Here is a 26,938-nt window from a genome sequence, read left to right on the forward strand (position 1 = left end):
CCGCGTCGTGCGGCCCTTTTTCGTAATGTCGATGATCGATATGCGCCCTATTCCGGGGCATATCCGAATGCGGCGGGCGGATTGGCCGCCGTTTCGGTCCAGACACTTTTGGGCTGCATATATTCCATCAACCCTTCCTTGCCGCTCGACCTTCCATACCCACTGGCACCAAATCCGCCAAACGGCGACATGACATTGATCGTCTTGTAACTGTTGATCCAGAACGTCCCGGCACGGACATTCGCCGCCACCCGGTGCGCCCGGTCCACCGATTGCGTCCACACCGCCCCGGCCAGACCAAACTTGCTGTCATTGGCAATCGCAACCGCCTCGGCCTCATCGTCAAACGGGATGACGGAAACCACCGGGCCAAAGATTTCCTCGCGCGCAATCGCCATGTCATTGCGCACATTGCCCAACACCGTCGGACGCAGGAAATAACCCTCGTCATACCCTTCCGGGCGAATACCACCGGCCAGCAATTCCGCGCCTTCTTTCTGGCCTGCTGCCACCAACCGGCGCACGGTCTGATATTGTGCGTCATTGTTGATCGGGCCGATCTGGGTTGCGCTATCCATCGGATCACCAACCGGAATGCGATTGGCCCCATCGACCAGCATATCAAGGAAACGGTCAACCACATTACGCTGCACCAGCAACCGCGATCCCGCGACACAGCTTTGCCCCGCCCCGCTGAATATCGCGGCCTGCGCACCCAGCACCGCACGTTTAAGGTCGGCATCACCAAACACGATATTGGCCGATTTCCCGCCAAGCTCCAGCACGCAGGGCACGATATTCTGGGCCGCCTGTGCGGCGATAATTGCCCCGGTGCGCGGCGATCCGACAAACACCACCTTGCGCGTCACATCATGGGTGGTCGCCGCAACCCCGGTCGTGGTGCCAAGCCCGGTCAGAACCGTAATCACCCCATCGGGCAATCCGGCCTTTTTCGATAAAACCCCAAGGGCCAACGAGGTCAACGGCGTCATTTCCGATGGCTTCAACACCGCAGCATTCCCGGTGCAAAGGGCCGGGGCCAACTGCCATCCGGCGGTAAAGATCGGCGCGTTCCACGGCGTAATCTGTGTCACCACGCCATACGGCTCGGGCCGGGTATAGTTCAGATGGCTGGTCGGCACCGGGATCACATCACCATGCAACTTGTCGGCCCAACCGGCGTAATATTCAAACATCTCGGCAACTTTAAGCACCTCGACCTTGGTATCGCGGATCGGCTTGCCCGCGCTCACGGTTTCCAGCAACGCCAACTGATCAAGGTGATCACGCACCTGCTGCCCGATCCGCCAAAGGATGCGGCCACGTTCGGCCGCCGTCATGCCCCACCAGACTTTCTGCCCGGCACTGGCCGCCTTCATCGCGGCATCCACGACGTCCGCCCCGGCATCCTTAAGGGCCAAAAACGCTTTGCCGGTCGCCGGATCGATCAGGTCGAACATATCACCGCGTCCGGGCATCATCGCCCCATTGACCCAGCTTCCGATCTCATCGCTGCCAAAAAACGGCGCCATCGCCTTGTGATAGTCACGTGCCATCAGTTTGCTATCGCTGCTCATGATTTGGCTCCTTTGTGGGTCGGGTCGCATTCGGTGATACGGTTGAAATCGGCATTGTCAGACAGCAGTTCCTCGCTCGCCGCCCAGATCTGCCCCGCCAGTTCCGAAACCGGCATCGCAACACTCTTGTCCTTGGCCAACGCCATGGCAAGGCGCACGTCCTTTCGCATCAATCCCATGGTAAAGCCGCTGTCAAAGGCCCCATTCATCACCCATTTCGGATAATTGACCTCGCTGATCGCACTGCGGCCCGATCCGGCATTCAGCGCCGCAATCAGGTTTTCGGTGGTTACCCCCGCCGCGTTGCCCAAACGCACCGCCTCGCTCATGGTCAGAAGGTGGCTTGCCACCAGCATGTTATTGACGATCTTGACCGCATGCCCCGCCCCCACCGGCCCGACATGGGTGATCTTGCCACCCAACGAGCTTAGAACCGGCATCGCACGCGCCACATCGGCATCCCCGCCGCCAACCATCATGGTCAGATTGCCGCTATTGGCACCGGCTGGTCCGCCGCTGACCGGGGCATCAATCAGGATATGCCCCTGCATGCGCAGCACCGTATCAAGTTCGCGGGTCACATCGGGCTCGGACGTGGTGGTATCAATCACCAATCGCGGATCGATATCGCGTCCGCCAAGGCCCTCATCACCGCCAAGAACCTTGCGCACATGGTTTGCCGTCGGCAATGACAGGATGATCGTCGGGCACGCCTCAAACAATTCGGACAGTCCGGCGACAATCGTCACCCCCGACGCGGCGGCCTTGGCCTGACATTCCATCGAAACATCAAACCCGATGACCGAAAAACCATCCCGCAACAGGGTGCGCGCCATGCCCAGCCCCATATTGCCAAGACCAACGACACCAATGGTGCCGGTTTCTGGATTACTCACGATATTTGCCTCTTTGCTTTCAGACAGCCGGGCTCAGCCGGTGAAGGCACGCGCCTTCCCGTCACGGCACCGATGCGGTCCGATGTGATTTTTTGATTTTGCCCCCGAACTTTCCGGTGGATATCGGGCGAACTCAAGATCAATTGCCGGAACATGTTGTTGCCGAAACAGCAACACATATGCTCTGATTACGTGATCAGCTTCACAAGCACCAGACATCAACCACCCAATCAGGCACCCCAAACAGGCACGAACACCATGAAGATCGACGACAAGCCACTGCGTTATTTCCTTGCCGTGTTCGAGGCCGGATCCATCCGAACCGCGGCCGAAAATCTGCGCATCGCCCCATCCGCCATCAGCCGCCAGATCGCATCCCTCGAAGCCCATCTTGAAACGCTTCTGATGGAACGTACCAAACGCGGCATCATCTTTACGGAATCGGGCCATATGGTCGCCGCCCATGCCAGACGCCGCTTTGAAATGGACGAGGCCTTTTCGGTGGATCTGGCGGCTGCGCGCGGTGCCATCGCCGGAAAGGTGCGCATCGCCACGGGCGAGGGCTTTGTGGTCGACCTGGTCAATCACGTTGTCCGCCCGCTTCGCGATGAATTCCCTGATATCCGCCTTGAAATCGATGTCGCGGGCACCGAAAAAATCACCCACGGCATCCTGCGCGATGATTACGATATGGGGCTTGTCTTCAACCCGCCGCGCAATCCCGATCTGGAACTGCTGGCCGAGGATCACGCACCGCTTTGCGCCCTTGTCCCGCCGGGATTTGATCTGGCGAAAAAGGAAAGCTGCACGCTTTCCGATACGCTGAATTACCCGGCGGCCTTGCTGAACCCGCATTTTGGCGTTGCCAAACTTCTGGCCAATGTCGATCAGGGCAACCGGCTGGCCCGCGATGCGTTCCTGACCGCCGATTCGATCAATGTCGCGGTGCATTTCGTCCTGTCAGGCGGCGGCATCACCTTTCTTCCGGCCTTTGCCGTATCGCGACAATTACGCAGGGGCGAGGTGGTTGCGATCCCGATGACCGACCCTTTTCTCGCCCGTGTTCCATCCCATCTTCTGGTGCGCAAGGGACGCCCGAAAACCGCCGCTGTTCGGGCGGTTACCGGCATGATCCGCGACCGGATGGAAGCCTTCGGCTCCGCCTGGTATCCCGAAGAACACGCATAGCATCAAGGCACCTGTTGCCGTTCTGGCAACACAAGCATCCCAAAATGGCACTTGCTCCACCCCGGTCGAGTTTTCATTGTCGGACAAAATCCCCGGCGCCAAAAATGGCAGAATTGTGAAATATGCCAATGCCGGGATACCGCAGGGATGATGCAACAGTTCTGGCCTTTTTTGACCGTGGCCATGGTTGCGTCGAACACGCCACGTCAAGGAGACTGGGAAATGAACGCGCTTCGGGGACAATTGGAGCTCTGGCGGCTCCACCTCGCCGTTATCGTACTCGGCGCCATCGCCGAACTGATCGGCATTCAGAAAATTCCATTTGGCATCGGCGCGATTTTGCTGCTGCCGCTGCTTTATGCCTTCGTCATGGCGGCATTGATGAACCCCAATATCATGCCGAAATTCGGGAAATTCATCCGCCAGAAGGAAGTCAAGGCCGCATCGCCGCTGATCGTGATTGCGATCATGCCGTTTATTGCGAAATTCGGCACCACCATTGGCCCGGCAATCCAGACCATCATTGATGCCGGTCCGGCCCTTCTGTTGCAGGAACTGGGCAACCTTGGCACCATCGTTCTGGCCTTCCCGCTGGCGGTCTGGGGCCTGAAAATGGGCCGCGAGGCGATTGGTGCGACCTTCTCGATTGCACGTGAACCCAACCTTGCGATCATCGCCGACCGCTATACCCTCAAAAGCCCCGAGGGCACGGGTGTGATGGGCGTTTACGTGATCGGCACCCTGTTCGGGACCTTCATCTTTGCCATTCTGGCGTCCCTTTTCGCCAGTGCGGACATCTTTGATCCGCGCGCCCTTGCCATGGCATGTGGCATCGGCAGTGGCTCGATGATGGCGGCCTGCACCGGTGCGCTGACCGAAGTCATCCCGACCATGAAGGACGAAATCCTTGCCCTTGCCGGGGCCAGCAACCTTCTGACCTATGCGACCGGGCTGTATGCCGGCCTGTTCATCGCCCTTCCGATTGTTGAAAAACTCTATAACGCGACCGCTGGCAAAAACGATATCGCCACCGCAAACAAGAAGGAGGCCTGATCATGTCCGAGAATGCAATTGCAATGGAACGTACCCGTCCGAACATTGATCTGACAGATCACGCCGTTACCCTTGTCATCGTCTGCCTTGTCGGGCTGGTGATGAATACGGTCGGCCCGGCCATCCCGCTTGCCGATGGCTTTGTCGGCATGGTGGTGATCTATCTGATCACCATGGCCGGCCTGCTTCTGACCCGCTTTGCACCGTTCTATCTGCCAAGTGTCGCATGGATTTCGCTGGTCGGTATTCTTGCAACCCTGCCCTGGACCCCGGGGTCGGAATGGATCGTCGCACAGGCCAAATCGGTCAATTTCCTGGCCCTTGCCACCCCGGCCCTTGCCTATGCCGGTTTTGCGATTGCCAAAAAGGAAATCGAAGTCGCCAAGCATTCCGGCTGGAAACTGGCACTGGTTGCCTGCCTTGTCTTTCTTGGCACCTATGCCGGTTCGGTTCTGGTTGCCGAACTGATCCTGCGCCTGCAAGGCGTCTGATCCAACACCATATAAACGGGGGCCATCACGCCCCCGTTCTTTATGACACGCAACAGAGTATGCAGATGACTGTCACCCAATCCTCCCTTCATCCTCGCGCCACCGAACTCGTTGATGAATTCACCCAATGGCGACACCATCTGCATGCCCATCCCGAAACCGCGTTCGAGGAAAAGCTGACCAGCGCCTTTATCGCGCAAAAGCTTCAATCCTTCGGGCTTGATGTCAAAACCGGCATCGCCAGAACCGGCGTGGTCGCCACCCTTCACGGCAAAAAGGGTTCGGGCAAACGCATCGGCCTTCGCGCCGACATGGATGCGCTTGATATCCATGAAACCACCAATTTACCTTATGCCTCGAAACATCCGGGCAAAATGCATGCCTGCGGTCATGATGGCCATATGACGATGCTGCTGGGGGCTGCCAAAATTCTCGCTGAAAATCCCGATTTCACCGGCACGGTCGATTTCATCTTTCAGCCCGCCGAAGAAAACGAAGGCGGCGGGCGCGAAATGGTCGAAGAAGGCCTGTTTGACAGCCACCCGGCCGATGCGGTTTACGGCATGCATAACTGGCCCGGCCGTGATGTCGGCACCATGGCGATGAAGCCAGGCCCAATGATGGCCAGCTACGATATTTTTGAAATCATTGTGGATGGCCGCGGCTGCCATGCCGCCATGCCCCATCTGGGCCGCGATCCGATTACCGCCGCCGGTCAGGTGCTGCTGGCCCTGCAAACCATTACCGCGCGCAATGTCAATCCGCTGCAAAGTGCGGTGATCTCGCCGACCCAGATTTTCGCGGGCGACACATGGAATGTCATCCCCGACACCGCCACCATCCGCGGCACCGTGCGCACCTTCGCACCCGACATTCAGGATCTGGTCGAAGACCGCCTTAAAACCGTGGCCGATGCCACCGCGCGCGCATTCGGTTGCACCGCGCGCGTGATGTATCAGCGCCGCTACCCCGCCACGATCAACAGCGAAGCCGAAACCGCCATCGCCTTTGCCGCCGCATCGCGCGTCGTCGGGGCCGATCAGATCGACCAGACCCCCGAACCCTCGATGGCGAGCGAGGATTTCGCCTTCATGCTCAATGCAAAACCCGGAAGCTATGTCTGGCTTGGCAATGGCCCGACCGATGGCAATTGCCTGCTGCATAACGCTGCCTACGATTTCAACGACGATGCCATTCCATATGGTGTGAGTTACTGGATATCACTGGTCGAGGAATGCCTCTCAGAGTGATTGTTCAAGCTTTCAGTCAGTTTACCTTAATTCGCTGGAACGCAGCTTAAATGTTCCTTGCTGTAAGTCTTACGATAGACCTCAATCATTTCATCACAAACAAGCTTGTTGTCTCCGTATCCAAAGATCAAGCCTACCTTGTATTGCTGATCTGAATAGAAATCTCCCCGCTTATATATCCAGTAGTCTCCACCACTACTGATTGGTTCTTCAACTGCTTTTTCTAGACGACGCACACGATCATCATAGTCGCTCTCGCCACAGGCTGTTAGAATAGTAGCAAATAAAAGCACTATCAGCCTCATCTTCCGCTCGCCTTCTTTTTCAATGCGGCGTCAAGTAGCGCCTTTCTCTTTTCCAAGTTTTCATCCTCAGTCAATATTTGCCGGACTTCATGACTAACTGGATGCCCTTCGCCATATAAAATGGCTGATTGCACAGCGTTTTCTATCACATTCCGTAAGTCTTCCGGGTGTCTCTTGAAACCATATATATCAAAAAAACACCGGCAAACTGCATCACCAATGGAATAGGCATCGATTTTCCATTGTTTTCCTTTGAGAACATAGCAATCTCTGATCCCAGAATTAGAGATGCTTGCCGCTGTTGATCGAGTGGCATTCTTTTCTTGAATATCTGCAACATCCCTCACCTCAGTTCGCCTCGCCCTATTTCTTGCGTCATTGGCCTCACAACATCAAGGTAGCAACACACCGAACTTATTTATTGATATTTTATTTTTCCATTTCAACCCAAGGGCATTCACTCCAATCGGATCATATGTCGGTTCGGAATTTTCAATGACGATGCCATCCCTTGCGGCGTCAGTTACGGGATATCACTGGTCGAGGAATACCTATCAGTGTGATTTTCTGACGGAAATATCGCATTTTCCTTGTCTAATCCCCAATCTGCGCGTTCAATGTCCGCCCTTTTTTGACTGGCGATGGATGTGTGATGGAGATCGCGATTGTAACGCTTGATGGTTTTAACGAGATCGACAGCTTTGTCGCCCTCTCGATCCTGAACCGGGCCAGGGGCAATGGCCTTCGTGCGGTCATTACCGGGCCCGGCCCATCCGTGACCTCGATGAACGGGGTCGAAGTCAGGATACAGGAACCGTTATCCTTCACCGCGACGGCCGATGTCGTCCTGTTTGGCAGCGGCATCCACACCCGCGATCATATCAATGATCCCGATCTGATGGCGCAAATCCAACTTGATCCGTCGCGCCAGATGATCGGCGCGCAATGTTCGGGTGTGCTGTTCCTGCACAAACTGGGCCTTCTGCCCGCGACCATCACGACCGATACCAAAACCCGATCCCTTCTGGTGCGCACCGATACCGTGCTTGAAGACCGCCCGCTGGTCGCACAGGGCAATATCGTCACCAGCGGCGGCTGCCTGTCATCACACTATCTGGCGGGGTGGGTTCTCGCACGTGCGCTTGGCACCGACAAGGCGATGGCCATTCTGGAATATGTCGCCCCGGTCGGCCAGAAATCGCATTTTGCCAAACAGGCGCGTGACATCATCGTGCCCCAGCTTGATGTTCCCGCCAAACGCCCGCTTTACTGCTAGCTATATCCTCATCACGGGAACGTTTTTGGCTTTGCGCAACCACCTGTGGGAAGTTGCCGTACAATCACATATGCTGCGCCCGGTAGATACCAAGCTAAATGGCAAATGCTTTGCCTTATATTTGCCGACTGGTTAGGGTTAGCTCCATAAAAGTTAGTGGCCCGCATTGAGCGCAGAAAATGCGGCCGGTTGGGAATTGCAGACGCAGGACAAGTTTTTGAAACGCCATCTGTTAAACATCGTCATTCCGATGACGGCTCTTGCCCTTTCGGCCTGCGGCACCATGTCGCAGCCCGCTGATCGTGCCGAGTTCGAATATCCGCAAAGCAACAGCTTCTCGGGCAATTTCCTTGCCGGCAAGGCCGCCCAGATCGAAAACCGCACCGATTATGCCGCGCGCTATCTGTTGCGCGCCCATGAAATCGACCCGGAAAATGATGATTTGCGCCGCCGCGCCTTTCTGGCCCTGATCGCCGAAGGCCGCATTGCCGATGCAGAACCGGTTGCGCGCGTGCTCGTCGATGAAAATCCCGAAGACCTGTTTGCCATCATGACGGTGATGGATGCCGAAATCCGCGATCAGGATTATCAGGCCGCCCTTGATGCCGTATCGACCCTGCCGCAACGCGGGATCACCTCCCTGATCGTGCCGCTGGCCAAGGCATGGATTTATACCGGCCTTGATCAGCCACAAAACGCCATGGCCGCCCTTAACGAATTGCAGGGCAACGGCTCGCTCAATCCGCTGTCGGAATATCATCGCGGTCTGATCCTGGCCTATTTCGATGACCTGAACGCCGCCGAAGTCGCCCTTGCCAGCGCCTATGGCGACCCGGCAGATGCGCCGCTGCGCGCGGCCGAAGCATTGGGGTCGGTCTATGAACGCAAAGGCCAGACGCAAAAGGCATCCCTTCTCTATGAAAGCTATATGGACCGCCACCCGCAGTCGCTGGCGATGCCCTATCACCTTGACCGTCTGGCAAAGGGGGAGCCCCCCACCAGCGTCATCCTGACCCCGGCATCGGGTCTGGCGGAGGCCTATCTTGATATCGCGACCCTGCTTAGCCAGGAAAACGCGGTTGATCCGGCCCTGCTCATGGCGCGTTATTCGCTGTCACTGCGCCCCGGTGATGACATCACCCGCCTTCTGGTCGGCGAGATCATGGAAATCCAGCAACGCTTTGACGCAGCCGTCATTGTCTATCAATCGATCCCCAAAGACTCCCCGCATAGCTGGAACGCGCGCCTGCGTGCTGCGGCAAGCTATGAACAGCTTGGCAAGACCGACGATGCGATTGCCCTGCTCGAAACCATGGTCAATGAACGCAGCGACCGTCCCGATGCCCTGATCCAGCTTGGCGATATCCTGCGCATCGATCAGGACTTTGCCGGGGCGGCCAATGCCTATGACCGGGCGATTGAACGTCTGGGCGGCACGGATGCTGTCGGCTGGCGTCTGCTCTATCGGCGCGGCATTGCCTATGAGCGCGCCGGAAACTGGCCAAAGGCCGAGGCCGACTTCCTCAAGGCGCTCGAACTTGAACCCGATCAGCCCTATGTCATGAACTATCTTGGCTATAGCTGGGTCGATATGGGCAAAAACTTCGATCAGGCCGAAGACATGCTCAAACGTGCCGTCGAACTGCAACCCGATGACGGTTACATCATCGATAGCCTTGGCTGGGTCTATTACAAGCTCGGCCGTTATGATGATGCCGTCGAACAGCTCGAAAAGGCGGTTGAACTCAAACCCGATGATCCGACCATCAACGATCATCTGGGCGATGCCTACTGGCAGATCGGCCGCTTCCACGAGGCCCGCTTCCAGTGGCACCGTGCGCTTTCGTTCAATCCGACCGACGAACTGCGCGCAGATGTCCAGGCCAAGCTTGACGGCAAAACACCCCATGCCGGTGACGTTGCCGCAAACTGATTGATCGGGGATAAAGGGCATCCGCATCATGTCTTCGACCCATACCGAACCGGCCCCGGCCAAGCTCAACCTGTTCCTGCATGTCACCGGCAGGCGCGATGACGGCTATCACCTGCTCGATAGCCTCGTCTGCTTTGCCGATTGCGGCGACGTGATCACCGCAACCGCGCGCGATGATAGTGAACTGACCCTTGCGATCACCGGCCCGATGGCGGGTGATCTTGGCCATGGCAATATCGAAGACAACCTGATCCTGCGTGCCGCCCGCCTGCTCCGGGCCGAAGGCGCGGTAACGCAGGGTGCCGACCTCACACTTGAAAAAAACCTGCCCGTCGCATCGGGCATCGGCGGCGGATCGGCCGATGCGGCCGCGACCCTTCGCGTGCTCTGCCGGGTCTGGCAACTTGATATCCCGACCGACGCCCTTGAAAAACTCGCCCTTAAACTCGGTGCCGATGTACCGGTTTGTCTGCATGGCAAGACCGTCCTGATGCAGGGCATCGGCGAAAAACTCATTGATCTGCCGGAATTGCCCAGCCTGTCACTGGTGCTGGTCAATCCGGGCAAGGCGGTTTCAACCCCTGAAATCTTTGCTGCGCGCGATGCCGGTTTTACTGATGAAAATCTATGGGATCGCACGGCACGGTTTCAAAGTGCCGCCACCCTTGCCGCCGCCCTTCAGGACTGCCGCAACGACCTCACCCTTCCGGCATCGGGCATTTTGCCCGAAATCTGTGATGTGCTCAATGCGCTGGCCCGCGAAGACGGCTGTTTACTCGCCCGCATGTCAGGCAGCGGGGCGACCTGCCTTGCGATTTACGACACCGAAAATCAGGCGGAACGTGCCGCAAACGCGATTGCCGAAAGCCAGCCCGACTGGTGGGTACAGGCCACCGGAATTCAAACAATGCAGGATCGCGCCCGCGCGCAAATCGGCGCATCCTTCCCGACCTAAATCCCCGGCAAAAAAAGGTTCAAATAGAGGGTTGCACTCCGGCGCGGGGAACGCTATTTTCCGCGCCACACACGCTGATGGGGCGTGGCCAAGTGGTAAGGCATCGGTTTTTGGTATCGTGTACCGTAGGTTCGAATCCTACCGCCCCAGCCAAGACAAACCGCTTTGAGGTTTTCCTCAAAGCGGTTTTCTTTTTTCTGCTTCAAAACGACCGATAGCAGCGATTTTACGCCTCGCCATCTGCCAGTGCGCCACCGCTTTCCAAGAACCTGACATGACGCGAAAAATTACGACGCCCACCGTAATTGCGGTTTTTATCTGGTATCGACAACCCTGCATTGTATAGTCCTAATAAACCGTCAGGAATATGAGGATCATCCGTGTCAGATACCCAGACAGAAAGCGCCACGGCAAATCAATCAGATGGCGCCTCCGATGCCAACGACATCAAAGAAAAACTGGCAAAATCCGGTTTACTGTCCGGTCTTCTGGCTGATGAACACATAAAGAAAACCTTACTTGCCGAACTGCGCGATTTGGGCTTCAAGCCCCCACTTCATCATCTTGCCTTTCGACTGATCACTTCGACTGCTTCCAAGTCTGAATCCTTTATTGGCAAGTCAATCACCTCTCGCCTTGCCGCCTTCATTGACCGGCAACCAAAACTTGCAGGCTTGCTGCAACGCCTGATCAATATTCAGCATGGCGAAAAAACCAAAGACGCCCTCAAAAACAGCGTTCTTACCGCCATTACAGACGGCCGCACGGTTGATACCTCCGATATCAATATCGATTCGGCAACCTCACTTGAAACCATGCTGGCACTGTATAACGTCCAAGGTCAGGACAAAATCCTGAACGCGATAGACGATCAAACAAGCACTTTGATTGAGACTTTTCGTCAGGACATCACAAATGCGTTTCAGAGTGACTACGCTCCTGTTCTTTCTTGGCCGGAAACTGCACACAGGCCCCAAAACCTTGGTGCTTTTGACCGGGTGAAATATACTTCTGGCCTTGATGAATTGTATGGCCGCAACGACGAAATCACCCTTCTGCACCAATTCGTTGGCGATCTATCGCTGTGCGGACCGATATTCAATTTTCGCTGGATGCTGCTCACGGGTGATGGTGGGACCGGCAAGACACGACTGGCCTATGATTTCACCCAAAAGAAATTAAACTCGGCAATTTGGGATGCTGGCCGACTGTCGATAAAGGACCTGCAATCTGCCAGCAACATTGCAAAATGGCGGCCACAAAAACCGACTTTCATTGTGATTGACTATGTCGCGAGCCAACCGAAAGAAACCGGCAATCTTCTGCGCAATTTCGCCAGTCAGGCCAAACATTATGATTTTCCAGTCCGCGTCCTTTTGCTCGAACGCAAAGCGGACGAAAACTGGCTAAACCAAATGATCCCCCCGAACGGCGACGACATAATGATATTGAATCATGTGTTTGGTCATGAAGACAAAAATGGGTTTCCCATCCCACCGGTGGATGAAACCGCCATTATCCAGATGATGCGTGGTCGTTTCATTAAAGACGGAAAAACCCCGCCGGATGATGAAACCCTTTTATCTGCTGCAAAAAAGGTCGATACACGTCCAAATGATTCTGGTCTTCCTCGTCCGCTTTTCGCCTTGGCCACCGCAGATGCCCTCATGGCCGAAGCCGATGAAGATTCCCAATCAAATACCGAACAGATTGTCGTCCAACTGACCCAAGAAGACGTCCTTGAAGGCATGCTCAAGCGCGAAGAATATATGCACTGGCGACCAGCAGCCAAGGATGAAAAAGGCGTATTGCAGCGCTATAAACTGGCTTTGGCCCTTGCAACTCTCCAACAAGAAGTATTGGACTTTAACGATCTCGCTTCCAAAGAAGCGGACTATGGGGCCACACTTGCGCGATATCTTCCTGATCCCCCACCCGATGAAAACACCCATCTTATCTTGGCACTGAGCGGCACCGGAACGTTCTTGCCACCGCTTGAACCCGATATCATGGGCGAATATTTTCTGGCCAAAACCCTGATGGAAGATATTCCCAAACACCGGCATACCTTTCTCAATGCAGTCTTGGAAAAAGGTAAAGTCGGCTCCGTGATCACTCTTTTGCGAATGCAACAAGACTTCCCACAAAAAATCGCAGAAATTGATCTCCCGTCCGCCATGCAAATCTGCAACACCGAACAGGCTGCTTATACTTATTCATTTCTGGCACCGAACTATACAACACACTACCTGAGATCAAATGCCATTCCAGCCGCAAACAACTTCTTAAATGGTATCCAAGGCCTGACTAATAAATTCCCCGAAAGCAACCGTATAACTTTGCAAGAAGCTAAGGCTGTATTCAACGCCACCAACGCCGCTCTTAAAAACGGCGACTGGGTCAGAGTTGACGACATGCTGGCCCGACTGGATACCCTTCGCAGCCAATTCAGCGATCATCCTGAAATCGCTTTGCCTGAGGCACGGGCCGCCCTCAATGTCATTAACGCTGCTGGAGAAAAGGACGACTGGGTCAGGGTTGACGACATGCTGGCCCGACTGGATACCCTTCGCAGCCAATTCAGCGATCATCCTGAAATCGCTTTGCATGAGGCACGGGCCGCCCTCAATGTCATTAACGCTGCTGGAGAAAAGGGCGAATGGGTCAGGATTGACGACATGCTGGCCCGACTGGATACCCTTCGCAGCCAATTCAGCGATCATCCTGAAATCGCTGTGGAAAAAGCAAGGGCCGCTGTCAATATCATCAACGCTGCTGGAGAAAAGGGCGACGGGGTCAGGGTTGACGACATGCTGGCCCGATTGGATGCCCTTCGCAACCAATTCAGCGACCATCCTGAAATCGCTTTGCGTGAGGCAATGGCCGCCGTCAATGTCATCAATACTGCTGGAGAAAAGGGCGACTGGGTCAGGGTTGACGACATGCTGACCCGACTGGATGCGCTTCGCAACCAATTCAGCGATCATCCTGAAATCGCTTTGTATGAGGCAATGGCCGCCGTAAACGTCACTAGCGACGCTGGAGAAAAGGGCGAGTGGGTGAGGGTTGACGACATGCTGGCCCGACTGGATACTCTGTGCAACCAATTCAACGACCATCCAGAAATCGCTTTGTATGAGGCAATGGCCGCCGTAAACGTCACTAGCGACGCTAGAGAAAAGGGCGGCTGGGTCAGGGTTGACGACATGCTGGCCCGGCTGGATGTCCTTCGCAACCAATTCAGCGATCATCCCGAAATCGCTTTTCATGAGGCAATGGCCGCTTTCAACATCATCAACGCTGCTGAAGAAAAGAGCGAATGGGTGAGGATTGACGACATGCTGACCCGACTGGATGCCCTTCGCAACCAATTCAGCGATCATCCTGAAATCGCTTTGCAACAGGCAATGGCCGCCGTAAACGTCATAAACGCTGCTGGAGAAAAGGGCGACCGAGTCAGGGTTGACGACATGCTGGCCCGACTGGATGCCCTTCGTAACCAATTCAGCGATCATCCTGAAATCGCTTTGCAACAGGCAATGGCCGCCGTAAACGTCATAAACGCTGCTGGAGAAAAGGGCGACCGAGTCAGGGTTGACGACATGCTGGCCCGACTGGATGCCCTTCGTAACCAATTCAGCGATCATCCTGAAATCGCTGTGGAAGAAGTAAGGGCCGCTGTCAACCTCACTAACGCTGCCGGAAAAAATAGCGACTGGGATCGCGTTGGGGCAATGCTGGAACGATTAAATACCTTAGCAGACAAATTTGGAACAGAACTCGTTCTTTCCGAGACGAACGACGACCAAACTCTCACTTTGGAAGATATGATTTCTTATGTGACGGGTATCCTTAGCCTCAAGCCCGAATAGAACCTTGTGCACACATGCATTACGGTGCAACTAACCCCGCCATCACCGCCACAAGCGCCCGGATCGCATCCCCATCGGTCTCCACCCGTCCGGCGGCATAACCGACCCCCGCCGGAATGGCTTTCTTGCACGATGCGTGCAGCTCCACCGCCCCAGTTTTGCGCAACAATACCGCCGCATTTTCCGGTGTAATACCGCATCCCGGCAGGATCGTGATCCGTCCGTCTGCCTGCGTGATCAGGCGCGCAATCATGTCCGCCCCCTGTTCGGCGGTCGGCTGCTGGCCCGATGTCAGGATGCGGTCAAAGCCAAGATCGATGGCACCTTCAAGCGCGTCAAACGGATCGGGCACTGCGTCAAACACCCGATGCAATGTCGCCCCAAGCCCGCCCGCCACGGACAGAAGATCGGCCAGCATATCCCGATCAAGCCGCCCGTCTCGCATCGCCGCCCCAATCACGACCCCCTCTGCCCCGTGGTCGCGGGCAAGGGCGATGTCATGTTTCATCATAGCCACGTCAGACGCGCCATAGATGAAATCGCCGGGCCTTGGCCGGATCATCACCCGGCAGGGCACGGGAATATCGCGCAAACGGGCCATCGCCCCGGCACTTGGCGTCACCCCGCCGACCGCAAGGGCCGCGCAATATTCAATGCGATCCGCCCCGGCACGCGCGGCCACCATCGCATCGTCAAAACTTTCAACACAGATTTCCAGAAGCGGTTTGATCCCGGCTGTCATACACCCGCCCCGCCATCCAGAAGATGCAGCATCGCCGCCCCGCGAAGCCCGCCATCGCGGCTATGCTGCCCCGGCACCACCAAGGGCGCGTCATAACGGCCCAGAACCCGTTTGCGGACCGCGTCATCGATCATCGCAATCAGGCGGCTTTCGGATGCCAGCCCGCCGCCGACCGGCACGCAATCGGGGTCAAGCACATTGACCATCAATGCAAGCTCCCCCGCGATAAGATCGACAAAAATCTCCACCGCGCGGCCTGCCATCGCGTCCCCGCCCTGCCAGCCGTCGGTGATCTCGTAACTTGGCCGTTCCTGTCGGGGGGAAAGTCCGGCAATCTGCGCGTAAATCCGTTCAAGCCCCCGCGCCCCGCCCCAGGCATCAAGGCACCCGGTCCGGCCACAGCCGCACACCACCGGCGCAAGCCCATGACGGATCAGCGCACCCGACACATCATTGCCATGCCCCCATTCGCCGCGAATGCCACTGCGCCCGCCAATGAACTGCCCATCCACCACAATGCCGCCGCCCACCCCGGTGCCAAGGATGATGGCAAAAACCGTCCGCGCGCCCTTGGCCGCCCCGCTGCGTGCCTCGGCAAGTGCAAAGCAATCGGCATCATTGGCAACCCGCACATCGCGGTTCAGGATTCTGGAAAGTTCCGGGCCAAACGGCCATCCCTTGATCGCCGGAATATTGGCCGAAATCACCGCCCCGGTCTGCGGGTCAAGCCCCCCGGCAAAGCTGATGCCGATATCGGCATTCTCGCCAAATTCACCGTCCGCATCGGCAATCAGCCCGGCAATCGCCGCAACAAAGGCATCGCGATCCTGTGCGGGTGTCGGCACCTTGATCTGGGACCGGATATCGCCCCCGCCATCAAACACCCCGAATTCGATTTTCGATCCGCCAATATCAAATGCGTACTGCATGCCAGCCTGCCCAAAACCCCGTGATCTTTCCTATCGGATATACCACAGGACCGCCGCCCGCAAAAACAAACGGCGTCCGCCACATGTGCGAACGCCGTTCCATATCGACAATCAGATTGATCAGGCGCGCAGCCGTGCCGCCAGATCGTCATAACCCGGCATGCCCTTGACCGGCCCAAGCGCTGTCACCGTCGGCGTCCCGCCCAGAAGCGACTTGCCCGCCGCACGCACCCGTTCAAGGTCAACCGCCTCGACCTTGGCAATGATTTCTTCCATGGTCTGCGGACCACCAAAAATCTGGATCTGGCGCGCAAGCGTTTCGCAACGACCGGAATTGCTTTCCATGCCCATCACGACCGATGCCTTAAGCTGTGCGCGCGCCCGGTTCACTTCTTCCTCGGTCAAATCGACCGTGGCGCGCACCAGTTCGTCACACATCACCGGCATCAATTCGCCAATGTCATTCGGCCCGGTTCCGGCATAAATCGAAAACAGCCCGCCATCGACATAATGTGACGAGAAGCTATAGACCGAATAGACAAGCCCGCGCTTTTCACGGATTTCCTGGAACAGCCGCGAAGACATGCCGCCACCCAGAAGCGTGTTGAACACCTGCAGATCATAGAAACTGTCATCGGTATAAGACACCGTCGGCAGACCGAAAATCACATGCACCTGTTCAAGGTCGCGCTGCTCGATCCGGCTGCCGCCCTCATAGCGAAGGGCTTCCATTTCATGATCTTCATGCGCCGGAAGGTTATCGAACTTTTCCGATACCAGATCGACAATCTGCTGATGATCAACCTTGCCCGATGCCGAAAACACCATGCGTTTCGGGCTGTAACGCCGCGACATGAAATCAAACAGATCATCGCGTGACAGCGACGATACATTTTCCGGACTGCCCAGGATCGACCGGCCAAGCGCCTGATCGGGCAGGGCCGTTTCCTGGAAATAGTCGAAAATGATGTCATCGGGCGTGTCATTGGCCTGCCCGATTTCCTGCAAAATCACCTGACGTTCGCGTTCAAGTTCCTTCGCATCAAGGGTCGAGTTCTGCAAAATGTCGGCAATCACATCAATCGCCAGTTCCTGATCTTCATGCAGGACCTTGCAGTAATAGGCCGTATTCTCGCGCGAGGTATAGGCATTCATCTGCCCGCCAACATTCTCGATTTCCTCGGAAATCTGAAGCGCGCTGCGACGCCGCGTTCCCTTGAACGCCATATGTTCAAGCATATGGGAAATGCCGTTGATATCGGGTGTTTCGTTGCGCGCACCCACATCAACCCACGCGCCAAGCGCTACGGATTGAACATGTTCAAGGCGGTCGGTCGCAACGATCATCCCGTTGTCAAGCCGGGTGAGCTCGACTGTCATATAGCTTTACTCCTGTGTTTCATTTCATGCCCTCGTATTACTGTATTTCAGGCCGCACGTCGCCTGTCGCGAACATGCGCCATCAATGCACCAACATCATTGGACATGGGCTCGACCTTCTCAGGCCGGTCATATAGGTCAGACAGCCGTTCGGGCAAGTCCGGGTAAATCCCCGATGCCTGTTTGACCGCATCCGGGAACTTCGCCGGGTGTGCTGTCGCCAGGGCCACCATCGGCACCGATTTATCGCGATTGCATTTGCGCCCGGCGACAATACCGATCACCGAATGCGGATCAACAAGCTCGCCACTGGTCGCCAGCACATCCCTGATCGCCGCCCGGGTTTCATCATCGCTTAGCCGATAACCGTCAAAATGTTCCCGCGCCCGGGCAAACTGCCCTTGCGACATTTCCATGATCCCGGTTTCGCGGAACTTCGTCAGCATCCCGGCAATCGCAAGGCCATCACGATCATAAAGATCAAACATCAACCGTTCAAAGTTCGAACTGACCTGAATATCCATCGATGGGCTGATGGACGGCTCGACACCTTCCATCTTCATCACCCCACTTTCGAAAAAGCGGGCGAGAATGTCGTTGCGATTGGCCCCGACCACAAACTGTTTGATCGGAAGCCCCATCTGCATCGCGGCATATCCGGCATAGACATTGCCGAAATTGCCCGACGGCACGGAAAACGATATTTCGCGTTCCGGCGATCCAAGCTGCGCCCCCGCCCAGAAATAATAGGCGATCTGGCACATGATGCGCGCCCAGTTGATCGAATTGACCGCCGAAAGGCCGACCTCGTCGCGAAACGCATGATCATTGAACAATGCCTTCACCAGGTCCTGACAATCATCAAACGATCCCTCGACCGCGATGTTATGCACATTGTCCGACAGGATGGTCGTCATCTGGCGGCGCTGGACTTCGGAAACGCGCCCCTTCGGATGCAGGATGAAAATATCGATATTTTCCCGATCCCGGCAGGCTTCAATCGCGGCTGACCCGGTATCGCCCGACGTCGCCCCGACAATCGTGATCCGTTCGCCGCGCTTGGCCAGAACATGGTCAAACAGCCGCCCGACCACCTGCAACGCATAATCCTTGAACGCCAGGGTCGGACCATGAAAAAGCTCCATCACCCAGTCATTGGCACCAAGCTGCTTAAGCGGTGCGACCGCTTCGTGATCAAACCCGGCATAGGTTTCTTCAAGGATGGTTTTAAGCGCCGCATCATCGACCGATCCGGTCGTAAAGGGCTGGATCACCTTATAGGCAACCTCGGCATAAGTCAGGGTCCGCAGCGCACGAATGTCATCGGCAGTAAAAGTCGGCCAGCTTTCAGGCACATACAATCCACCATCACGGGCCAGACCGGCCAAAAGGACATCATCAAACTGCAAAACCGGCGCGGTTCCCCGCGTGCTGACATAACGCAACGACCTATGCTCCTGAACTGGGCTTTCACAACATTCAGGCACCCCTGCCCCAAACGGGCAAAGACACTCCAAACCGAAAGTTAGTGAGGGGAACAGCCGCCATAGTCAAGGGTCAATCCGGAAGATCAGGCGTGCTTTGCGCAATATCGCGTAACGCCGCGTGATCGCTGCCTATTTATCAAGCTCGATCCCGTGTTCCTTGAGCTTGGCTTCCGCCACCGCGGCACGGCGCACCACCGTGCGGTAGTTATTCAGAAGAATCCGCAGGATCGCCTTGATGAAGCGATCGGACGCCGCCATTTTCTGCTCAAACGTCTGGCGATTGATCGCAATCAGGACCGTGCGTTCACGCGCCCGCGCCGATGCCATCCGCGGCTGGTTGTCCACCAATGCCAGTTCACCGAAAAGCCCCCCGGCTTCGATGGTGCCAAGGATGACTTCTTCGTTGCCATTCATGGTCTTGAAGATTTCAACCCGGCCTTCCTGCACGACAAAGGCTGCACTGCCGGGTTTTCCTTCCCGGAAGATCACCTGATCGGCGGCATATACCTGCCGATCCATCACTTTCTTGTTGCCGTCGGTTATCCCCATGACACTTCCGGGAAAATGGACATTAAATCAGAATATCCTGATGTGGGGCTATTTGCCTGCCGTCACCTGTGCCGGAAGGACGAGTGATGCTAGCAGATACCTATCGCCAATCAATCAGTTTCACCCGCCATATCTGTTTTCCATATGCGCCTTGAAGGCCGCCACGCCAAGCGGTTGACCGGTTGCCTCGATCAGAATCTCGTCGGTTGATTTGCTCGATGCCTTGCCGTGGATATTTTCGCCAAGCCACCCCATCAACGGGCTGAAATCGCCCCGTGCCAATGCGCCTGGAATTTCCGGCTTGGCCTTTTTCGCTGCGGCAAAAATCTGGGCCGCTGCCATCGCGCCCAGCGTATAGGTCGGGAAATATCCCCACGCACCTGATGGCCAATGGATATCCTGCATGCAGCCATCCCTGTCATCGGGCGGCGTAATGCCCAGCAACTTGCCCATCATTTCGTTCCACGCCCCGGGCAGATCAGCAAGCTTCATGTCGCCTTCGATCAGGGCGCGCTCCAGCCGATAGCGCAGGATCACATGCGCCGGATACGTCACCTCATCGGCATCCACGCGGATCAGGCCCGGCTCGACCCGTGTATAAAGCCGATGCAGGTTGCCTGCATTCCAAGCCGCGTCATCGCCACCAAACGCCGTCTTGAAGACCGGCCCGGCATAGGTCAGGAATTCTTCCGACCGGCTGGCCTGCATTTCCACCAGAAGCGACTGGCTTTCATGCAGGGTCATGCCGCGCGCCTTGCCTACCGGCTGATTGCGCCACGCGCCGGGCAATCCGCGTTCATACATCGCATGGCCGGTTTCATGCAGAACCCCCATGATCGCCGATGTGAAATCATTCTCGTCATAGCGCGTCGTAATGCGCACATCATCGGGAATGCCGCCACAGAACGGATGATGCGAAATATCCAGACGGCCATGCTCGAAATCAAAACCGACCGCCTGCATCAGATCAAGGCCGACCCTGTTCTGAACCGAAACCGGGAACGGCCCGGCCGGGCTGATCGGGGCTTGTTCGGACTTCTGGCGTTCAATCACTTCGGCGGTAAAGGACGGCAGGAACGATTCCAGTTCGGCAAACAGGCTATCGATCCGATCAGACCGCATCATCGGGTCATACTGATCGAGAAGCGCGTCATAGACCGACGTGCCAAGGGCTTCGGCCTTGGCTTTGCCCGCCTCTATCGACAGGTCAAGAACCGTCTGAAGTTTCGGCAAAAGCCCGGCAAAGTCATTATCGGCACGCGCCCCGCGCCATGCGACTTCGCAACTGGTCGCCGCCAGCGACATTTTCTCCACCAGATCGGACGGCACCGCCGTGCCATGCACCCAATTGCGTTTCATTTCCGCCAGATTGGCTTTCTGCCACGCATCAAGGTTTTCACCCCCGGCCGCTTCGATCAGATCGCCCATATCGGGTGCGGTGATCAGTTCATTGGCCATGACATCAAGGGTCGCCAGTTGCTCGGACCGGGCATTGGCCCCGCCATTGGGCATCATCGCCGCCATATCCCAATGCAGCATGCCGCCTATATCGGACAGAACATTGATGCGGCGAAAACGGGCTTCAAGCGATTTATAGGCGTCAGTCATGGAAACTCCTGTTCGGCGGAACCGGAAAACGGGGCAAAAAAAAAGCACGGCCAAAATGCCGCACAATGGCGGCATCCGGCAATCAAAGGGCTGGATCACAGGCAGCCAGATCAGCTGTCTGCGCCATCCTTCTGCGGGCGGCGGTGATACAGAATAAAGATCACAATCAGCGAAAGCGCAAGGCTGTACCATGTGATCGCATATTGAAGATGATTGTTCGGAAGATCGATTTTGGCCTGACCACCAATCGGCAACCCGCCGGGGATTTCCGTTTCGTCAAGTTCAAGATAATAGCGGCTGGCAAGATCCGCCCCGCTATCCTCGGCCATCGCATCGACATCGACAAAGAACCACTGGTTTTCCAGCGGCTCGTTTTCCGGCTGAACCCAGTGTCGGGTCTGCGGCAGGCGCAACACACCCGTCACCCGAACATTGCCTTCAATCAGGCTGTCAGGGCGGGTTGACGGATCGCGATAATCCTGCGGCACCCAGCCGCGATTGACCAGAATGATCCGGCCATCTTCCTGTTCCAGCGGCGTGATCAGATGAAACCCGATATTGCCCCGGCGTGTGCGCGCCATCAGATACATTTCCTGATCGTTCAGGAAATGACCGTCGGCATAGGCGGCCCGGAATGCCATCGCCGGGTCCGGTGCCACATCGGTTGGCACGGCAATCGGCGGCTCGGACGCATGCGCCTGACGTTCCGCGATCAGGTTCTGTTTCCAGAACAGGCGATCCACCTGCCAGGACCCAAGTCCCAGAAGGATCACAAGGGCAAGACCGGCACAGATTTTGATCGCAGGGCTGGGGCGTGTCGTCAGAAGGGGCATCTATTGGGTTCAATCCTGTTCGGAAGTCGACCGATGGCGATATTGCAGCGCCACCATGAGGCCTTTTAACGGTCGCAGCAAGGCCAGTGTTACCCCGATGATGGTCGGAAACCATAACACCGCATGCAACCACAAAGGCGGCATATAGGTCATCTCGACCCAAAGCGCCAGCGGCACCACGACAAAACCAAGGATGAAAATGATGAAAATCGCCGGGCCATCACCGGCATCATGACCACGAAGGTCAAGACCGCATTGCTCGCAACTCTCGCGAACCGTCAGAAAGCCCGAAAACAGCTTTCCCCCACCGCAGCGGGGGCATTTGCATGCCAGCCCGGTGCGTATGGGGGAAAGTGCTGGATAATAATCCATGGTCATTGGGTGACCGGTATCCTTTATTCGCCGCCCCAGATGTAAACGGCAAAGAACAGGAACAGCCAGACAACGTCAACGAAATGCCAGTACCAGGCTGCGGCTTCCAGACCGAAATGATGATCGGGTTTGAAGCCGTCCTTGATCGCGCGGCCAAGGCACACCGCCAGGAACACCGTACCGACAAACACATGGAAACCGTGGAAACCCGTCGCCATATAGAAGGTCGATGAATAAATGCCATCGGCAAAACCGAATGCGGCATGGCTGTATTCATAAGCCTGAAGACACAGGAAGATAACGCCAAGGGCAACCGTAATCGCCAGCCCCTGCACCATATCCTTTTTCTTGCCTTCAAGGCAGCCATGATGCGCCCAGGTCAGCGTGCAGCCCGACAGAAGCAGAATCAGCGTATTGAGGAACGGCAAATCCCACGGATCAAGGACTTCAACGCCTGCGGGCGGCCATTCGGTCACGCCGGGGCTGAAAATCACAAACGCGTTGTGGAAGAAGGCCCAGAAGAAGGCGACAAAGAACATCACCTCGGACGCGATAAACAGCGACATGCCATACCGCAAGCCGATCTGCACCACCTTGTTGTGGTAGATGCTGGACTCGCTGATCACGTTGCTCCACCAGCGGAACATCACAAAAAGAATGCCCGCCAAACCAAGTGCTGCCAGCCAGAAATCTGTCGGCGCACGATCCGAATGCATGAACATGACCATGCCACCGGTAAACAGCCCTGCCGACATCGCAGCCACCAACGGCCACGGGCTCGGGTCTACCAGATGGAACGGATGTTTCTGAGCGTGATCACTCATTCCTCGCCCCCCTCAATCCTCACAAATGAAACCTTTAAAGCTCTCTTCATTGGAAACCGGGATACCTGCACAATCATCAGGCCCTAGCCTCCATTTTCTTCGTCCCCGTCCGGCCCTTCAACCGATGCCTCGGCCTTATAGAAGGTATAGGACAGGGTAATGGTCTTCACGTCTCGGGTATTCGGGTCTTCTGCAATCGCCGGATCGACATAGAAACTGACCGGCATATCCACACGCTGGCCGGGTTCAAGCGTCTGTTCGTCAAAACAGAAACAGGCGATCTTGCTGAAATACTGCCCGGCCTTAAGCGGCGTTACATTGTAAACCGCCTGACCGGTGATCGGTTTGACCGACATGTTTTCGGCCATGTAATGGGCAAGGTTGTCTTCGCCCAGTTTCACGGTCATTTCGCGCTGCTCGGGCTTGAACTGCCACGGCAGACGGGAATTCACATCGGCATTGAACCGGATTTTGATGGTCTGTTCCGAAACATCGCGCGGCGCATCGGTGCCAACCTGCGTTGTGCCGCCATATCCCGTCACCTGACAGAACAGCGCATAAAGCGGGACCGAAGCATAAGACAGGCCAATCATGCCGCCAACAACGGCAACACAACCAAGCAATACGCGCTTGTTGCGCGCCTTTGTTTTGTCCGCATGCTTCTGATCAGCCATATATGCCCTAGCTCATCTTAAGAATGGTGATGGCGAAAAACAGAACCGCCAACCCGCCAAGAATGACAAGAAACGCCCAGTTCTTTTTGCGCCGTTTGGCGTAAAACGCGTCGAGTTCGGCTTTGGTCATTTTGGGCTCGGTCATGCCAGATATCCTTTGATCCAGACATCGGCAACCATCGCCCCGAACAGAACGAACAGATACAGGATCGAATATCCGAACATCTTGTGCGGTGCTTTTTCTTCCGCATTGCGCAACACGCGAACCGCATGACGCAGGAACCAAAGCCCGGTCAGTCCCGCCGTCACACCGTAAAACACGCCAAGCAATCCGGTCGCGACCGGCACAAACGTGATCGGCAACAACAGGATCGTATAGATCAGCATCTGTTTTTTGGTTGCGGCCTCCCCGGCCACAACCGGCATCATCGGAACCCCGACCTTGGCATAATCGCCACACCGGAACAGGGCCAGCGCCCAGAAATGCGGCGGCGTCCACATAAAGATAATCAGAAACAGCGCAATCGAATTGATATCGATCCCGCCGGTCACCGACGCCCAGCCGATCATCGGGGGAAATGCCCCGGCGGCACCGCCAATAACGATATTCTGCGGTGTGCTGCGTTTCAGCCACATGGTGTAAACGAACACGTAAAACGCAATCGACACCGCCAGAAGGGCGGCGGCGGCAAAATTGATCGCAACCGCCATCACGGTCACCGAAAGAATGGATAACGCAATCCCCAGCGAAAGCGCCTCGTCGGCGGGCACACGCCCCGCCGGGATCGGACGGTTCTGGGTGCGTTTCATGTGGATATCGATGTCGCGGTCGTACCACATGTTGATCGACGCCGCCGCACCGCTGGCAACGGCAATGCAGGCAATCGCAACCAGTGCCAGGAACGGATGCATTGTTCCCGGTGCAATCAAAAGACCCACGGCACCGGTAAACACCACAAGGGTCATCACACCGGGTTTAAGCAACGCAATATAGTCGCGCACTTCCGATACCGGTAATGCGGCGATGTTATCGATTGCAAGGGTCTGCTGGGCGGCCTGCTTGGTCATGTAATTCTGGTCTTCTTTTCTCGGGGCGGTCGTATGTTCCCCGCCGGGAACCCATGGTCACCGGCGGGGAACGCAAGATCGGATCAATTACTTGATGCGCGGCAGTTCGTCAAAGGTATGGAACGGCGGCGGCGAGCTGACGGTCCATTCCAGTGTATCCGCACCTTCGCCATATGGGTTGGCTTCGGCCTTTTTGCCACGGATGAAGGCATGCGCCACCACCCCGACAAAGAAGATCGTCGCTGCGAATGAAAGATACGCACCATAGGACGAAACAAGGTTCCAGCCTGCAAACGCATCCGGGTAATCGGCATAACGGCGCGGCATGCCGGCCAGCCCCAGGAAGTGCTGCGGGAAGAAGGTCAGGTTGACACCGATAAAGAACAGCCAGAAATGAATCTTGGCGCCCAGATCGGAAATCTCGTAACCCGACATTTTGCTGAACCAGTAATAGAAGCCCGCAAAGATCGAGAACACCGCACCCAGCGACAGCACATAATGGAAATGCGCCACCACGAAATAGGTATCATGCAGCGGCAGATCCATGCCGGAGTTCGCCAGGATAACGCCGGTCACACCACCAACCGTGAACAGGAAGATAAAGCCAATCGCCCACAGCATCGGTGCGCGAAGCTCGATCGAGCCGCCCCACATCGTTGCAATCCACGAAAAGATCTTAACCCCGGTCGGCACCGCAATCACCATCGTTGCCGCGGTGAAATAGGCACGCGTGTCAACATCAAGGCCGACGGTATACATGTGGTGCGCCCACACGATGAAACCGACAACACCGATTGCGACCATGGCATAAGCCATCCCGAGATAGCCGAAAATCGGCTTGCGCGAGAAGGTCGAAATGATGTGGCTGATGATGCCAAAGCCCGGCAGGATCATGATGTAAACTTCGGGATGACCAAAGAACCAGAACAGGTGCTGATACAGGATCGGGTCACCGCCACCGGCCGGATTGAAGAAATCCGTGCCAAAGTTGCGGTCGGTCAGAAGCATGGTGATCGCACCACCCAGCACCGGCACCGCCAGAAGCAGCAGGAACGCGGTCACCAGCATCGCCCACGCAAACAGCGGCATCTTGTGAAGCGTCATGCCCGGCGCACGCATGTTGAAAATGGTGGTGATGAAGTTCACCGCCCCCAGGATCGAGCTTGCACCGGCAAGGTGCAACGCAAAGATCGCCAGATCAACCGATGCATCGGGATGGCCAAGCGAGGCCGACAGCGGCGGATAAACCGTCCAGCCGGTCCCGGCACCGCTACCGACCACCGCCGACAGCATCAAAAGTGCAAAGGCCGGCACGAGCAGCCAGAACGAAATATTGTTCAGTCGCGGGAACGCCATGTCGGGCGCACCGATCATGATCGGTACGAACCAGTTGCCAAAACCGCCAATCATGGCGGGCATGACAACAAAGAACACCATGATCATGCCATGTGCGGTGACCAGAACGTTAAAGAAGTGGTGATCTTCGATGACCTGGGTGCCCGGATGGGCCAGTTCCATACGGAACCAGACCGAAAACGCACCACCGATCAGACCGGCAACCAGCGAGAATGCAAGATAGAGCGTGCCGATATCCTTGTGGTTGGTCGAAAGGAACCAACGGGTAAAGAAACCGGGCATGTGATCATCATGCGAATGTGTGTCAGCGTGAGCCATAA

At 56.4% G+C, this 26,938-nt stretch carries 25 protein-coding genes and 1 tRNA gene; 9 read left to right on the top strand and 17 right to left on the bottom strand.

Annotated elements, in window-relative coordinates; all coding sequences use genetic code 11:
* Nucleotides 1–47: 47 nt before the first annotated feature.
* On the bottom strand, nt 48–1,577 hold the full coding sequence (locus tag BC440_RS05930) for an aldehyde dehydrogenase family protein (RefSeq protein ID WP_065701814.1): 1,530 nt from the start codon (nt 1,575–1,577) through the stop codon (nt 48–50).
* Nucleotides 1,574–2,473, bottom strand: coding sequence for an NAD(P)-dependent oxidoreductase (locus tag BC440_RS05935; RefSeq protein ID WP_223304870.1), 900 nt, complete (start codon nt 2,471–2,473; stop codon nt 1,574–1,576). The genes BC440_RS05930 and BC440_RS05935 overlap by 4 nt, the downstream gene beginning before the upstream one ends.
* A gap of 258 nt (nt 2,474–2,731) precedes the next feature.
* Here BC440_RS05935 and BC440_RS05940 point away from each other — a divergent pair, with 258 nt between their 5' ends.
* The 4 genes from BC440_RS05940 to BC440_RS05955 all read left to right on the top strand — a co-directional run bounded on the left by BC440_RS05940 (nt 2,732) and on the right by BC440_RS05955 (nt 6,455).
* Nucleotides 2,732–3,661 (top strand): LysR family transcriptional regulator, encoded by a 930-nt coding sequence (locus tag BC440_RS05940; protein ID WP_065701816.1) that lies wholly within the window; start codon nt 2,732–2,734, stop codon nt 3,659–3,661.
* Nucleotides 3,662–3,883: 222 nt separating this feature from the next.
* Nucleotides 3,884–4,714 (top strand): DUF3100 domain-containing protein, encoded by an 831-nt coding sequence (locus BC440_RS05945; RefSeq protein WP_065702149.1) that lies wholly within the window; start codon nt 3,884–3,886, stop codon nt 4,712–4,714.
* 2 nt (nt 4,715–4,716) lie between these two features.
* Entirely contained in the window at nt 4,717–5,205 is a 489-nt protein-coding gene (locus BC440_RS05950) for a hypothetical protein (RefSeq protein WP_065701817.1), read from the top strand.
* A 65-nt stretch (nt 5,206–5,270) separates the two neighbouring features.
* Nucleotides 5,271–6,455 carry a M20 aminoacylase family protein gene (locus BC440_RS05955; protein WP_065702150.1) on the top strand — a complete coding sequence of 395 codons (1,185 nt, stop codon included), beginning with the start codon at nt 5,271–5,273 and terminating at the stop codon, nt 6,453–6,455.
* Between the two features lie 26 nt (nt 6,456–6,481).
* On the opposite strand, the gene BC440_RS05960 is transcribed toward BC440_RS05955, so the two are convergent.
* Together BC440_RS05960 and BC440_RS22600 are read right to left on the bottom strand one after the other, a co-directional pair.
* The gene (locus tag BC440_RS05960) at nt 6,482–6,760 is read right to left on the bottom strand and encodes a hypothetical protein (protein WP_065701818.1); all 279 of its coding nucleotides are present in this window, start codon (nt 6,758–6,760) and stop codon (nt 6,482–6,484) included.
* Complete coding sequence (locus BC440_RS22600; RefSeq protein ID WP_139189978.1) at nt 6,757–7,107, bottom strand: hypothetical protein; 351 nt, start codon at nt 7,105–7,107, stop codon at nt 6,757–6,759. The genes BC440_RS05960 and BC440_RS22600 overlap by 4 nt, the downstream gene beginning before the upstream one ends.
* Nucleotides 7,108–7,412: 305 nt before the next feature.
* On the opposite strand from BC440_RS22600, the gene BC440_RS05970 reads away from it, so the two are divergent.
* The 5 genes from BC440_RS05970 to BC440_RS05990 all read left to right on the top strand — a co-directional run bounded on the left by BC440_RS05970 (nt 7,413) and on the right by BC440_RS05990 (nt 14,796).
* Entirely contained in the window at nt 7,413–8,036 is a 624-nt protein-coding gene (locus BC440_RS05970; protein ID WP_065701820.1) for a DJ-1/PfpI family protein, read from the top strand.
* Between the two features lie 166 nt (nt 8,037–8,202).
* A complete protein-coding gene (locus BC440_RS05975; protein WP_083195720.1) occupies nt 8,203–9,969 on the top strand; it encodes a tetratricopeptide repeat protein in 1,767 nt (588 codons plus the stop codon).
* 28 nt (nt 9,970–9,997) lie between these two features.
* Nucleotides 9,998–10,924 (top strand): 4-(cytidine 5'-diphospho)-2-C-methyl-D-erythritol kinase, encoded by a 927-nt coding sequence (locus BC440_RS05980; RefSeq protein WP_065701821.1) that lies wholly within the window; start codon nt 9,998–10,000, stop codon nt 10,922–10,924.
* 78 nt (nt 10,925–11,002) lie between these two features.
* Nucleotides 11,003–11,077 (top strand) — tRNA-Gln (locus tag BC440_RS05985).
* Between the two features lie 227 nt (nt 11,078–11,304).
* Nucleotides 11,305–14,796 (top strand): hypothetical protein, encoded by a 3,492-nt coding sequence (locus tag BC440_RS05990; RefSeq protein ID WP_065701822.1) that lies wholly within the window; start codon nt 11,305–11,307, stop codon nt 14,794–14,796.
* Nucleotides 14,797–14,815: 19 nt separating this feature from the next.
* Here BC440_RS05990 and BC440_RS05995 read toward each other — a convergent pair whose 3' ends face one another.
* From BC440_RS05995 to ctaD, 13 genes are all read right to left on the bottom strand, one after another.
* Nucleotides 14,816–15,538 carry a copper homeostasis protein CutC gene (locus BC440_RS05995; RefSeq protein ID WP_065701823.1) on the bottom strand — a complete coding sequence of 241 codons (723 nt, stop codon included), beginning with the start codon at nt 15,536–15,538 and terminating at the stop codon, nt 14,816–14,818.
* Entirely contained in the window at nt 15,535–16,467 is a 933-nt protein-coding gene (locus tag BC440_RS06000; protein ID WP_065701824.1) for an ROK family protein, read from the bottom strand. Before BC440_RS06000 ends, BC440_RS05995 begins: the two co-directional genes overlap by 4 nt.
* A 120-nt stretch (nt 16,468–16,587) precedes the next feature.
* Nucleotides 16,588–17,847: a pitrilysin family protein gene (locus BC440_RS06005; RefSeq protein WP_065701825.1), complete on the bottom strand. Its 1,260-nt coding sequence runs from the start codon at nt 17,845–17,847 to the stop codon at nt 16,588–16,590.
* Between the two features lie 47 nt (nt 17,848–17,894).
* The gene (gene thrC, locus BC440_RS06010) at nt 17,895–19,292 is read right to left on the bottom strand and encodes a threonine synthase (protein WP_065701826.1); all 1,398 of its coding nucleotides are present in this window, start codon (nt 19,290–19,292) and stop codon (nt 17,895–17,897) included.
* Nucleotides 19,293–19,463: 171 nt separating this feature from the next.
* Nucleotides 19,464–19,883, bottom strand: coding sequence for a cyclic nucleotide-binding domain-containing protein (locus BC440_RS06015; RefSeq protein ID WP_063092049.1), 420 nt, complete (start codon nt 19,881–19,883; stop codon nt 19,464–19,466).
* 120 nt (nt 19,884–20,003) lie between these two features.
* Complete coding sequence (locus tag BC440_RS06020) at nt 20,004–21,491, bottom strand: carboxypeptidase M32 (RefSeq protein WP_065701827.1); 1,488 nt, start codon at nt 21,489–21,491, stop codon at nt 20,004–20,006.
* 110 nt (nt 21,492–21,601) lie between these two features.
* On the bottom strand, nt 21,602–22,324 hold the full coding sequence (locus BC440_RS06025) for an SURF1 family protein (RefSeq protein ID WP_063092051.1): 723 nt from the start codon (nt 22,322–22,324) through the stop codon (nt 21,602–21,604).
* Nucleotides 22,325–22,333: 9 nt separating this feature from the next.
* On the bottom strand, nt 22,334–22,702 hold the full coding sequence (locus BC440_RS06030; RefSeq protein ID WP_063092052.1) for a DUF983 domain-containing protein: 369 nt from the start codon (nt 22,700–22,702) through the stop codon (nt 22,334–22,336).
* Between the two features lie 17 nt (nt 22,703–22,719).
* Entirely contained in the window at nt 22,720–23,520 is an 801-nt protein-coding gene (locus BC440_RS06035; protein ID WP_007092272.1) for a cytochrome c oxidase subunit 3, read from the bottom strand.
* Nucleotides 23,521–23,603: 83 nt separating this feature from the next.
* Nucleotides 23,604–24,194, bottom strand: a complete 591-nt coding sequence (locus tag BC440_RS06040; RefSeq protein WP_065701828.1) for a cytochrome c oxidase assembly protein — start codon at nt 24,192–24,194, stop codon at nt 23,604–23,606.
* A 7-nt stretch (nt 24,195–24,201) separates the two neighbouring features.
* Entirely contained in the window at nt 24,202–24,339 is a 138-nt protein-coding gene (locus BC440_RS23080; RefSeq protein ID WP_156487974.1) for a hypothetical protein, read from the bottom strand.
* A complete protein-coding gene (gene cyoE / locus BC440_RS06045) occupies nt 24,336–25,262 on the bottom strand; it encodes a heme o synthase (RefSeq protein WP_175484468.1) in 927 nt (308 codons plus the stop codon). Before cyoE ends, BC440_RS23080 begins: the two co-directional genes overlap by 4 nt.
* An 87-nt stretch (nt 25,263–25,349) precedes the next feature.
* Nucleotides 25,350–26,936 (bottom strand): cytochrome c oxidase subunit I, encoded by a 1,587-nt coding sequence (gene ctaD / locus BC440_RS06050; protein WP_065701829.1) that lies wholly within the window; start codon nt 26,934–26,936, stop codon nt 25,350–25,352.
* Nucleotides 26,937–26,938: the final 2 nt, after the last annotated feature.

Source organism: Thalassospira sp. MIT1004 (assembly GCF_001858545.1).
GTDB classification, from domain to species: Bacteria; Pseudomonadota; Alphaproteobacteria; order Rhodospirillales; family Thalassospiraceae; genus Thalassospira; species Thalassospira xiamenensis.